This is a genomic window from Streptomyces sp. NPDC054956, assembly GCF_053609185.1.
In genome coordinates this window covers 1-12,510 of the sequence record NZ_JBSGXB010000054.1, presented here as the reverse complement: position 1 = coordinate 12,510, position 12,510 = coordinate 1, and the positions used below count along the sequence as shown (strand labels likewise).

8 protein-coding genes are annotated in these 12,510 nt (G+C 71.4%); 7 read left to right on the top strand and 1 reads right to left on the bottom strand.

What is annotated here, in order from left to right; all coding sequences use genetic code 11:
• Positions 1-236: 236 nt before the first annotated feature.
• From ACWGDE_RS12435 to ACWGDE_RS12405, 7 genes are all read left to right on the top strand, one after another.
• Positions 237-3,872, top strand: coding sequence for a nitrate reductase subunit alpha (locus ACWGDE_RS12435; protein WP_453388936.1), 3,636 nt, complete (start codon positions 237-239; stop codon positions 3,870-3,872).
• 2 nt (positions 3,873-3,874) lie between these two features.
• The gene (narH, locus tag ACWGDE_RS12430) at positions 3,875-5,413 is read left to right on the top strand and encodes a nitrate reductase subunit beta (protein WP_453388924.1); all 1,539 of its coding nucleotides are present in this window, start codon (positions 3,875-3,877) and stop codon (positions 5,411-5,413) included.
• Positions 5,410-6,108: a nitrate reductase molybdenum cofactor assembly chaperone gene (gene narJ, locus ACWGDE_RS12425; RefSeq protein WP_453388923.1), complete on the top strand. Its 699-nt coding sequence runs from the start codon at positions 5,410-5,412 to the stop codon at positions 6,106-6,108. Before narH ends, narJ begins: the two co-directional genes overlap by 4 nt.
• A complete protein-coding gene (gene narI / locus ACWGDE_RS12420; protein ID WP_453388922.1) occupies positions 6,108-6,833 on the top strand; it encodes a respiratory nitrate reductase subunit gamma in 726 nt (241 codons plus the stop codon). The genes narJ and narI overlap by 1 nt, the downstream gene beginning before the upstream one ends.
• Entirely contained in the window at positions 6,830-8,065 is a 1,236-nt protein-coding gene (locus ACWGDE_RS12415; RefSeq protein WP_453388921.1) for a TIGR04053 family radical SAM/SPASM domain-containing protein, read from the top strand. Before narI ends, ACWGDE_RS12415 begins: the two co-directional genes overlap by 4 nt.
• 64 nt (positions 8,066-8,129) lie before the next feature.
• Positions 8,130-9,509, top strand: a complete 1,380-nt coding sequence (gene hemG, locus ACWGDE_RS12410; RefSeq protein WP_453388920.1) for a protoporphyrinogen oxidase — start codon at positions 8,130-8,132, stop codon at positions 9,507-9,509.
• An 89-nt stretch (positions 9,510-9,598) separates the two neighbouring features.
• The gene (locus ACWGDE_RS12405) at positions 9,599-11,185 is read left to right on the top strand and encodes an alpha/beta hydrolase (protein WP_453388919.1); all 1,587 of its coding nucleotides are present in this window, start codon (positions 9,599-9,601) and stop codon (positions 11,183-11,185) included.
• An 86-nt stretch (positions 11,186-11,271) separates the two neighbouring features.
• On the opposite strand, the gene ACWGDE_RS12400 is transcribed toward ACWGDE_RS12405, so the two are convergent.
• On the bottom strand, positions 11,272-12,336 hold the full coding sequence (locus ACWGDE_RS12400) for a hypothetical protein (RefSeq protein WP_453388918.1): 1,065 nt from the start codon (positions 12,334-12,336) through the stop codon (positions 11,272-11,274).
• Positions 12,337-12,510 lie beyond the last annotated feature (174 nt).

Here is a 12,510-nt window from a genome sequence, read left to right as displayed (position 1 = left end):
CGTACCGGAGTTGACCTTTTCCAGGGTGGCATCCACTGGACCTGTGAAATACCGGAATTAGGTCACGCCCGGAGGGGACCTTTGTCATCGGGTTCGCCTCCGGACCGGGCGTAGCGTCGTGTGTGGGTCATCTTGCCCGGACCCCGCGCACCGCTTTTATTCCGGCCTGGAGGGTCGCCTTGCACGAGCGCCACGAACGCAATGGACGCGACGAACACCAGGACGCCGCCGAATCGCTGATCAAGGCGGGCAGTTTCTTCACCCGGGCCGAGGTCTCCGCCGACCTGCGGACCGTTCACCGGACCGGCGGGCGCGCCGCCGAGGCGTTCTACCGGGACCGGTGGAGCCACGACAAGGTCGTCCACTCCACCCACGGCGTGAACTGCACCGGCTCCTGCCGGTGGAAGGTCTACGTCAAGGACGGGATCATCACCTGGGAGACCCAGTCCACGGACTACCCCTCCGTCGGCCCGGACAGCCCGGAGTACGAGCCCCGCGGCTGCCCGCGCGGCGCCTCCTTCTCCTGGTACTCCTACTCCCCCACCCGGGTGCGCTACCCCTACGTGCGCGGCGCCCTCCTGGAGATGTACCGCGAGGCCAAGGGGCGCCTGGGCGATCCGGTCGAGGCCTGGGCCGACATCCAGGCGGACCCCGAGCGCCGGCGCCGCTACCAGAAGGCGCGCGGCAAGGGCGGGCTGGTGCGCGCGACGTGGGAGGAGGCGACGGAGATCGTCGCCGCCGCGCACGTGCACACGATCAAGGAGCACGGCCCGGACCGGGTGGCCGGCTTCTCGCCGATCCCGGCGATGTCGATGGCCTCGCACGCCGCCGGAGCCCGCTTCCACTCGCTCATCGGCGCTCCGATGCTGTCCTTCTACGACTGGTACGCCGACCTTCCGGTGGCCTCGCCGCAGGTGTTCGGCGACCAGACGGACGTGCCCGAGTCGGGCGACTGGTGGGACGCCGCGTACCTGATGATGTGGGGCTCCAACGTCCCCGTCACCCGGACCCCGGACGCGCACTGGATGGCCGAGGCCCGCTACCGCGGCCAGAAGGTCGTCACCGTCTCCCCCGATTACGCGGACAACACGAAGTTCGCCGACGAATGGATGCACCCGCACCCCGGAACGGACGGTGCGCTGGCCCTCGCGATGGGCCATGTCATCCTCAAGGAATTCTTCGTCGACAAGCAGACGCCGTTCTTCACGGATTACGTCCGGAAGTACACGGACCTGCCTTTCCTGGTTTCCCTCAAGGAGACCGGACAGGGGCTGGTTCCGGACAAGTTCGTCACCGCCGCCGATCTCGGCCGGGAGACGGAGAACGCGCGGTGGAAGACCGTGCTGATCGACGACGCGACCGGCGGGACCGTCGTGCCGAACGGATCGCTCGGCCACCGCTGGGGCAAGAACGAGAAGCCCGAGTGGAACCTCGACCTCGGTGACACCGTTCCGCGGCTGACCCTGCACGGCACCGCCGACGACAGCGTCGAGATCACCCTCCCCCGCTTCGAGGACGACGAGCGGGGCGGCACGATCCGCCGCGGTGTGCCCGTACGGCGCCTCGCGACCCCCGATGGGGACCGGCTCGTCACGACGGTCTTCGACCTGATGCTGGCCCAGTACGGGGTCTCCCGCGAGGGCCTGCCCGGCGAGTGGCCCACCGGTTACGAGGACGCGAGCGCCCCGGGCACCCCCGGCTGGCAGGAGTCGCTGACCTCCGTCCCGGCGGCCCAGGCGGCGCGCGTGGCACGGGAGTTCGCGCACACCGCGGAGCGGTCCGAGGGCCGCTGCATGATCCTGATGGGCGCGGGCACGAACCACTGGTTCCACTCCGAGACCATCTACCGCTCCTTCCTCGCCCTGCTCACCCTCACCGGCTGCCAGGGCCGCAACGGCGGCGGCTGGGGCCACTACGTCGGCCAGGAGAAGTGCCGCCCGGTCACCGGCTGGGCCACCCTCGCGGCGGCCTCGGACTGGTCGCGCCCGCCCCGTCAGATGATCGGCGCGGCCTGGTTCTACCTGCACACCGACCAGTGGCGCTACGACACCCTCCCGGCCGAGGCCCTCGCCTCTCCGCTCGGCAGCGGCGCCTTCGAGGGGATGACGGGCTCGGACTGCCTGGCGGCGAGCGCCCGCATGGGCTGGATGCCCTCGTACCCGACGTTCGACCGCAACTCCCTGGAACTCGGCGAGGCCGAGGACCCGGTCGCGGAAACGGTTCGCCAGCTCCGGAGCGGCGAGCTCGGTTTTGCCGGCGAGGACCCGGACGCCCCTCACAACTGGCCGCGCGTGCTCAACGTGTGGCGGGCCAACCTGCTGGGCTCCAGCTCCAAGGGCAACGAGTACTTCCTCAAGCACCTCCTCGGCACCCACTCCAACCTCCCCGAGGACGGGCCGCGCTGCACGCCCAAGGACGTGACGTACCGGGAGGAGGACGTGGAGGGCAAGCTCGACCTGCTCATGACCATGGACTTCCGGATGACGTCCACGACGCTCCTGTCCGACGTGGTCCTCCCGGCCGCCACCTGGTACGAGAAGCACGACCTGTCCTCGACGGACATGCACCCCTTCCTGCACGCCTTCACCCCGGCCGTGGACCCGCCCTGGCAGGCGAAGTCCGACTACGACGCCTTCAAGGGCCTGGCCGAGCGCTTCGGCGAGCTCGCCGCAACCCACCTGGGCGTCCGCAAGGACCTGGTGGCCACCGCGCTCCAGCACGACACCCCGGGCGGCGAGATGGCCCAGCCCGGCGGGGTCGCGCTGGACTGGTCGAAGGGCGAGTGCGAGCCCGTACCCGGCAGGACGATGTACAACCTGACGGTCGTCGAGCGCGACTACGGGGCGGTCGGCGAGAAGTTCGCCGCGCTCGGCCCGCTCGTGGACGAGCTCGGCGTGACCACGAAGGCGATCACCTTCGACGTGGGCGAGGAGATCGCCTACCTCGGCGCGAAGAACGGCACGGTCCGCGGCGGCGCCGCCGACGGCCGCCCCCGGCTGGAGACCGCCCAGCAGGCCTGCGAGGCGATCCTCTCCCTCTCCGGCACGAGCAACGGCCGCCTCGCCACCCAGGGCTTCGAGACCCTGGAGAAGAAGGTCGGCACGCACATGGCCCACCTGGCCGCCGAGGCCGAGGGCAAGCGGATCACCTTCGCCGACACCCAGGCCCGCCCGGTCCCGGTGATCACCTCGCCCGAATGGTCGGGCTCCGAGGCCGGCGGGCGCCGGTACACGGCCTTCACGGTCAACACCGAGCACCTCAAGCCCTGGCACACCCTCACCGGCCGCCAGCACTTCTTCATCGACCACGACTGGCTGCACGAGGTCGGGGAGTCCCTCCCCGTCTACAAGCCGCCGCTGAACATGCACACCCTGTACGGGGAGCCCGAGCTCGGCACGGTCGACGAGAAGACGAAGTCGGTCGCCGTCCGCTACCTCACCCCGCACAACAAGTGGGCGATCCACAGCCAGTACCAGGACAACCTCTACATGATGACCCTGGGCCGCGGCGGTCAGACGGTGTGGATGTCCCCGCAGGACGCCGAGGCCATCGGGGTCGCGGACAACGACTGGATCGAGGCGGTCAACCGCAACGGCGTGATCACCGCCCGCGCGATCGTCTCCCACAAGATGCCGCCCGGCACGGTCTACATGAACCACGCGCAGGAGCGCACGGTCGGCGTCCCCAAGACGGAGAAGACCGGCCGCCGCGGCGGCATCCACAACTCGCTGACCCGGGTGATGCTCAAGCCCACCCACCTCATCGGCGGTTACGCCCAGCTCACCTGGGCCTTCAACTACCTCGGCCCGACCGGCAACCAGCGCGACGAGGTGACGGTCATCCGCCGCCGCGACCAGAAGGTGGAGTTCTAATCGTGCGCGTTATGGCACAAGTAGCCATGGTCATGAACCTCGACAAGTGCATCGGCTGCCACACCTGCTCGGTCACCTGCAAGCAGGCGTGGACCAACCGGCAGGGCACCGAGTACGTCTGGTTCAACAACGTCGAGACCCTCCCCGGCCAGGGCTACCCCCGCCGCTGGGAGGACCAGGAGAAGTGGAAGGGCGGCTGGGAGCGCACCCGCTCCGGCAAGCTCCGCCTCAAGGCGGGCGGCCGGCTCGCCAAGCTGGGCAAGATCTTCGCGAACCCGGACCTCCCGGAGATCGACGACTACTACCAGCCCTGGACCTACGAGTACAAGAACCTCACCGAGGCCCCGGCGGGCGACGACATGCCCACCGCCCGGCCCGTCTCACAGGTCACCGGCGAACCGATCGACAAGATCGAGTGGGGCCCGAACTGGGACGACAACCTCGGCGGCGCCCCCGCGAACGCGCCGAAGGACCCGATCGTCGAGAAGATCCGCGACCAGGTCGGCGAGAAGATCCGCTTCGAGTTCGAGCAGAGCTTCATGTTCTACCTCCCGCGCGTCTGCGAGCACTGCCTCAACCCCGCGTGCGTCTCGTCCTGCCCCTCGGGCGCGATGTACAAGCGCGAGGAGGACGGCATCGTCCTGGTCGACCAGGACCAGTGCCGCGGCTGGCGGATGTGCGTGACCGGATGCCCGTACAAGAAGGTGTACTTCAACCACCGGACCGGCAAGGCCGAGAAGTGCACGTTCTGCTTCCCGCGCATCGAGGTCGGCATGCCGACCGTCTGCTCGGAGACGTGCGTGGGCCGGATGCGCTACCTCGGCGTGATGCTCTACGACGCCGACAAGGTCGCCGAGGCCGCCGCGGTGGAGGACGAGCACGACCTCTACCCCGCCCAGGTCGAGTGCTTCCTGGACCCGGACGACCCGGCCGTGATCGCCGCCGCCCGCGCGTCCGGCATCACCGACGAGTGGCTCGAAGCCGCCCGCAACTCCCCCGTCTACGACCTGATCGCCACCTACCAGGTCGCCCTCCCGCTCCACCCGGAGTACCGGACGATGCCGATGGTCTGGTACGTCCCGCCGCTCTCCCCCGTCGTCGAGGCGGTCGCCGCCACCGGAAGCGACGGCGAGGACGCCGGCAACCTCTTCGGCGCCATCGACGCCATGCGCATCCCCGTCGAGTACCTCGCGGCGATCCTCACCGCGGGCGACACCGTGCCGGTGGAGGCGGTGCTGCGCCGGATGGCCGCGATGCGCGCGTACATGCGCCGCGTCAACCTCGGCGAGGAGAAGGACGAGTCGATCGCGCGGGCCGTCGGCCTGTCCGGCCAGGAGATGGAGGACATGTTCCGCCTCCTGGCCATCGCCAAGATCGAGGACCGCTTCGTCATCCCGACCGCCGCCCGCGCCGACGCCGAGGCGCTCGCCGGCTCGCACCCGCTGGACGCTCCCGCCGGAGCGGACGCCGGCTGTCCCGTGAGCGCCCTGCCCGAACCGAGGGTGATGCTCAACATCGCTCCCACGAGGAGGAGTTCGTGACGGATTACCCGAGGTCCGGCGATGCGCTGGTACGGCTGGTCGCGGGCTGTGTCCTGCAGTACCCCGGCGACTACTTCCACGACGAACTCCCGCGGCTCCGTGCGGCCCTCGCCGGGGCGCCCGCCGAACCGGCCGAACTGCTCGGGGCGTTCCTCGACGAGGCCGAACGGCAGACCCCGATCGAGCTGTGCGCCCAGTACACCTCCACCTTCGACACCCGCAACCGGCGCTGCCTCTACCTGACCTGGTGGGTGGACGGCGACACCCGCCGGCGCGGACTGTCCCTGGTCCGGCTGAAGCGGATCTACCGGGACTTCGGGCTGGAGTACGCGGGCGAGGAACTCCCCGACTTCCTGCCGGTGGCCCTGGAGTTCGCCGCCCGCGTGGAGGAGGCCGGTACCGAACTGCTCCAGGAGCACCGGGCCGGGCTGGAGCTGCTGCGGCTCGCGCTCACCGAGTCCGCGTCCCCGTACGCCCGGGTCCTCGAAGCCGTCTGCTCGACGCTGCCCGGTCCCTCCCCCGAGACCAAGGCCGAGGCGAAGGCGCTGGCGAAGAACGGGCCGCCGCAGGAGCTGGTGGGGGCGGGATCGGCGCTCGAACCCTTCGGGCCGGGCATCGACATGCCCTCCGACCTCCCCTTCCCGGCCCCCGCCGACCTCCCGTGGCCCACCGCACCCGAAAGGCAGACGGCCTGATGGACCTCCTCCTGTGGGGCGTGCTCCCGTACGTCTCGATCGCCCTGCTCATCGCGGGCACGGTCTGGCGGGCCCGCTTCGACAAGTTCGGCTGGACCACCCACTCCTCCCAGCTGCACGAATCGCGGCTGCTGCGGATCGGCTCGCCGCTCTTCCACTTCGGCATGCTCTTCGTGGTCCTGGGCCACGTCGTCGGCCTGCTGATCCCCAAGAGCTGGACCGACGCGGTGGGCCTGAGCGACCACGCCTACCACCTGATGGCCATTTCCACCGGAACGGTCGCGGGCGTCGCGGCCGCCGCGGGCATCGGCATCCTGGTCTACCGGCGGCTGAAGGTCCCCGGGGTGCGCAGGGCGACGCTGCGCAGCGACCACCTGATGTACTCCTTCCTGCTCGGCGCGATGGTCCTCGGCCTGACGGCGACGGTCCTCAACTCGACGGGCATGACGAACGACTACAACTACCGCGACGGCATCTCGCTGTGGTTCCGCAGCCTGTTCACCTTCACCCCGGACTACCACCTGATGGCGGGCGCCCCGCTCGCCTTCAAGCTGCACATCCTCTTCGGGTTCACGCTGTTCGCGCTGATCCCGTACTCGCGCCTGGTGCACATGTTCTCGGTGCCGCTGAAGTACCTGTTCCGGCCGTACGTGGTCTACCGCAAGCGGGACCCGAAGCAGCTCGCCAACCGCGCCACCAAGCGCGGCTGGGAGCGCGTGTCGTGACCCGGCGCCCCGAGCGGACCGGCCACGCGGCCCCCACCGCCCGGCCCTCCCGGACGGTGGTCCGCCGGCCCCGGCACGCGGTCGGCGAACGGCCCTTCATCGTGATCTGGGAGGCGACGCGGGCCTGCCCGCTGGCCTGCCTGCACTGCCGGGCCGAGGCGCAGACCGCCCGCCACCCCGAGGAGCTCGACGGCGCGGACGCCCGGCGGGTGATGGACCAGATCGCCGCCTTCGGCAAGCCCGGCCCGCTCTTCGTGATCACCGGCGGGGACCCCTTCCAGCGCGCCGACCTCACCGACCTGGTGGCGTACGGGACTTCGCTGGGCCTGCGGGTCGCGGTGTCCCCCTCCGGCACGCCGACGCTGACGCGGGAGAACCTGGTGGCGGTGCGCGAAGCGGGCGCCATCGCGCTCTCCCTCTCCCTGGACGGTTCGACGGCCGGGCGGCACGACGCCTTCCGGGGCGTGCCCGGGGTCTACGACTGGACCCTGGAGGGCTGGCGGGCGGCCCGGGAGCTCGGGCTGAAGGTCCAGATCAACACCACGGTCTCCCGCAACAGCCTCGCGGACCTGGCCGACATCGCGGCGCTCGTCAAACGCGAGGGCGCGATGCTGTGGTCCGGCTTCGTCCTGGTCCCGACCGGGCGCGGCGAGCAGCTGGACTCCCTGACCGCCGCCGAGGTCGAGGACGTCCTGCACTTCCTGTACGACTGCGGGGCCGTGATGGCCACCAAGACGACGGAGGGCCACCACTTCCGGCGGGTCGCGATGCAGCGCACCGTCCTCGCAGCGCGCGGGGAGCGTCCGGTCCTGGGCGAGCTCCACGAGCGCCTGTCGGCCCGCGCCCGCGAGCTCGGGGTCTTCGAGGGCGAGGGGCGGGCCGTGCGCCGCCCGCCGATGGACGTCTCCTCGGGCCGCGGCTTCGTGTTCATCTCGCACACGGGCGAGGTGCACCCCAGCGGGTTCCTGCCCGTCTCGGCGGGCAACGTGAAGAACCACCCGCTGACCGACATCTACCGGGGATCGGCGCTGTTCACCACGCTCCGCGACCCCTCGCTGCTGCGCGGGAAGTGCGGGGCGTGCGAGTTCAAGACGGTGTGCGGGGGCTCGCGCTCGCGGGCGTACGGCTTCACGCGCGACGTGCTGGAGGCCGACCCGTACTGCGCGTACGAGCCGGGCAGCTTCCCGTACCCGGAGGAGATCGAGGCTCTGGCCGAAAGCATGAGGCGCTGAATCACAGGGTTCCCATATGTTTCATATGGGAACATATCGGCCCTCGGGGCCACGGGAGAACACCATGCGTTCAGTGATCGTCATCGGCGGCGGAATCAGCGGTCTGGCCGCCGCGTGGCAGTTGCGCGGCCTCGCCGACGTGACCGTACTGGAGAGCCACGCCCAGGTCGGCGGGAAGCTCCGTACCGGCACCATCGCCGGAATCACGGTCGACGAGGGCGCCGAATCCCTCATGGCCCTGCGTCCCGAGGCCGTGGAACTGGCCGCCGCCGTCGGACTGGGCGAGGCCCTGTGCGACCCGGCGAAGGCCCCCACCACCATCTGGACCAACGGCGCCCTGCGCCCGCTGCCGCCCGGCCACGTGATGGGCGTCCCCACCGACCCCGCCTCGCTGATCGGCACCGGACTGCTCTCCCCCGAGGGCGTCGAGCGCGTGGCCGCCGAGGAGACCCTCCCGGCCACCCCGCTGACCGAGGACTGCTCGGTCACCGCGTACCTGTCGGCCCGCTTCGGCCAGGAGGCCGTGGACCGCCTCGTCGAACCCATGCTGGGCGGCGTCTACGCCGGCCTCGCCGACCGGCTCTCGCTGCGCGCGGCCATGCCCCGCATCGCGGCCCTCGCCGAACAGGGCACCCCGCTCCTGCCGGCCCTGCGCCGGATGCGCGCGGCGGGCGCCCCGCGCTCGGCGGCCGTGGCCGTCCAGGGCGTGGTCGGCGGCGCAGGCCGCTTCCCGGCGGCGGTCGCGGAGGCCTGCGGGGCCCGCATCCTCACCGGTACGACCGCCCGCTCGCTGCAGCGGACCGCAGGCGACCGCTGGCGGGTCCAGGCGATGACCGGCGACGGCGCCCTGACCATGGAGGCGGACGCGGTCGTCCTCGCCCTGCCCGCCTTCGCGGCGGCCGAGCTGCTGCGCCCCCACTCCCCCCTCGCCGAGGCCGAACTCTCCGCCATCCCGCATGCGTCGACGGCCGTGATCACCATGGCCTTCTCCCGCGCCCAGGCCCATTTCCTCCCCCGGGGCAACGGCTTCCTGGTCCCGCCGGTCGACGGCCACACGCTCAAGGCCGCGTCCTTCCTCTCCAACAAGTGGTCCTGGCTCCACGACGCGGCACCGGAGACCTTCGTCCTGCGCGCGTCCATCGGCCGCATCGGCGAGGACGAGCTGCTGCGCCGCCCCGACCGCCACCTGGTCCGCTCGGCGATCGCCGAACTCCACCACGCGGTGGGGCCGATGGGCGAACCCCTCGCCACCCGCGTCACCCGCTGGGACCGCGGCCTGCCCCAGTACGGGGTCGGCCACCGCGACCGCGTCGCCCGTATCCGCGAGGCCGCCGGCAAGCTGCCGGGCATCGCCCTGTGCGGAGCGGCCTACGAGGGCGTCGGCGTGGCCGCCTGCGTCGCGACGGGCCGCGCGGCGGCCCGGCAGGTCCTGGCGCAGCCGTAGCCGCGGGCGGGTCCGCGCCGTGGCCCGGCGGCTGACCCGGATGGGTCAGCGCGGGGGCGCGCCGGACGGGCGGCCCACAGGATGGAGACATGCCGACAAACGCCCTCCGGGCCGCCGCTGCCGCCGCCGTCGCCGCCGCGCTGCTCGCCACCAGTGCCTGTTCCGACGGCGGGGGCAAGGAGAAGCGGGGCAAGGACGGCGCCGCCCAAGGGGTCAAGAAGCTCAAGTGGGGGGACTGCGAGGCCCCCACCGCGGCCGAGGGCGGCGGGCAGGTGCCCGGCAAGGACTGGCAGTGCGCCGTCCTCGACGTACCCCTCGACTACGCCGAGCCCGGGGGCGAGACGATCGGGCTCGCGCTCATCCGCGCCAAGGCCCGCGACAAGGACAAGCGGATCGGCTCGCTCGTCTTCAACTTCGGCGGCCCCGGCGGCTCCGGCATCACCACCCTGCCCGGCGCGGCGAGCGAGTACGCGGCCCTGCGCGAGCGGTACGACCTGGTCAGCTTCGACCCGCGCGGCGTCGGCCGCAGCGCGCCCGTGAAGTGCGAGGACGACAAGCAGCTGGACGCGTACTACGCCTCCGACTCCACCCCCTCGACCCCGGAGCAGGAGAAGGCCTTCCTCACCAACATCGTCACCTACCAGAAGGCCTGCGAGAAGAACTCCGGCAAGGTGCTGCCCTACGTGGGCACGGAGAACGCCGCCCGCGACCTGGACCGCATCCGCCAGGCCCTCGGCGACGAGAAGCTGTACTACTTCGGCATCTCCTACGGCACCGAGCTCGGCGGGGTCTACGCCCACCTCTTCCCCAAGAACGTCGGCCGGGCCGTCTTCGACGCCGTCGTCGACCCGACGAAGAACGCCGAGGAGGGGGCGCTCGGCCAGGCCAAGGGCTTCCAGCTCGCCCTCGGCAACTTCGCCCAGGACTGCGTGAACCGCGGCGACGCCTGCCGGATCCAGGGCAGCACCGCCAAGGAGATCGAGGCGAACATCATCAAGCTCCAGAAGGAGCTCGCGGCCAAGCCCATCGCCGGCATCGGAGACCGGCAGCTCACCGAGAGCTCCGCCACCAACGGCATCGCCCAGTCCCTGTACTCCAAGGAGCTGTGGCCACTGCTGGAGCAGGGGCTCGACGAGGCCGAGGGCGGGCAGGGACAGCTGCTCCTGGCCCTGTCGGACGCGCTCAACGGCCGGGACCAGCAGGGCCGGTACAGCAACATCGGCGCCGCGAACACGGCGATCAACTGCGCGGACTCCAAGGAGCGCTACACCCTGGCGCAGACGAAGGCGAAGCTGCCGGACTTCCGCGCCGCCTCGCCCGTCTTCGGGGACTTCCTCGGCTGGGCCATGATGAGCTGCACCGACTGGCCCGTCGCGGGCGCCTGGAACACCCCGGACGTCTCCGCCCCGGGCTCGGCCCCGATCCTGGTGATCGGCAACACCGGCGACCCGGCGACCCCGTACGAGGGCGCGCGCAAGATGGTGGAGCGGCTCGGCCCGGGCGTCGGCGTGGAGCTCACCTACAAGGGCGAGGGGCACGGCGCGTACAACAGCGGCGACGCCTGCGTGCAGCAGAAGGTGAACTCCTACCTGCTGGACGGAAAGGCCCCCGCCGCCGACACCGTCTGCACCCCGTCCCCGTCGGCCTCCCCCTCGTCACCGCCGCCGGCCGTCTAGACCGGATGCGGGAAAGGGGCCCGTGCGCGTGGCGCGCACGGGCCCCTTCGTGTTTCCCGTCGTCCTACGGGTCCTGCCGCGAGGTGTTACGCGGTCGGACGGCGGCGGCGGCCGGTGCCCGCGACCAGGGCCGCGCCCATGGCGAGGGCCACGCCCGCGCCACCGAGGGCCCAGGAGGTGGCGGCGTCGGCGCCGGTCTCGGCGAGCTGGCCGGCGGCGGTGTTGCTGCCGGTGTTGCCGTTGCCGGTGGTGTGGTCGACGACCGGCGTGGTGGAGCCACCGTTGGGCTTCGGGTTGTTGGTGTTGCCACCGGTGTTCCCGTTGCCCTGCTCACCGCCGTTGTTGCCACCGCCGTTGTTGCCACCGCCGTTGTTGCCACCGCCGTTGCCGGCTTCGGCGGCCTTGAGCTGGGTCCGGTAGCTCTCGGTCTCCGACCAGATCTCCTCGTCCTCGACGTTGCTCCAGCCGACGGTGTGGAGGCCCACGCCGGTGGCGGGGGCGTCCTTGGCGAACTTCAGCCGCAGCTCGATGTCGAAGACATCGCCCTTGGCGATGGAGCCGTTGCCGAGGAAAAGGCCGTAGGCCTCCTCGGAGCCGTAGGCCTCGACCGGCTGCCAGCCCTCGTTGTCGTTCTCGTCGGCGAGGTAGGCCTCGAGCAGGATCTGCTCGCCCGTGAGCTTCATCGTGTCGGCCGTGAAGAGGTTCAGACCCAGGGCGTAGTCCTTGAGGTCGCCGCCCTTGGAGTTGTCCACGTGCAGCTTGAAGCCCTGCGCGGCGCCACCGGCCGTGAAGGAGGCGGGTACGCCGGTCAGCGTGAGCTTCGGGCCGTTCGCGACCGGGACCGCGTCGTCCTTCGGCTCCTCCTTGCCCGTGTCGGCACCCGGGGCCGGGGCCGGAACGGGGGCCGGGCCGCCGTCCGTCACCGGCGGAACGACCGGAGCCGGGACGACCGGGACGACGGGGGCGACCGGGACGACCGGAGCCGGGGTCTCGGCCTCGCCCGCACCCGCGGCGTCGCCGCCGGTCAGGCCTGCGTCGGGCGTCTCGACCGAGGTGGGCTTGGCCTCGTCGGCCATGGCCGGGGTGGCCATGAGGACCGTCGGTCCGACGACGGCCGCGGCGGCCACAACGGCCATGCGCTTCAGGTTCATTGGTGTGCAATCCCTCCCGCGTGACTACGGGCAGTGCACCCGTCCCCACTCCGAACATCTTTTTGAACATGCTCAGAGTAACGAGCCCTTATCCCGCCTTCACATTCGGGGGGTCACGAAAGCAAATGATCTAGAGAACGCCGAAGGGGCCGTACCGCGCGCCCGGCGCGGTAC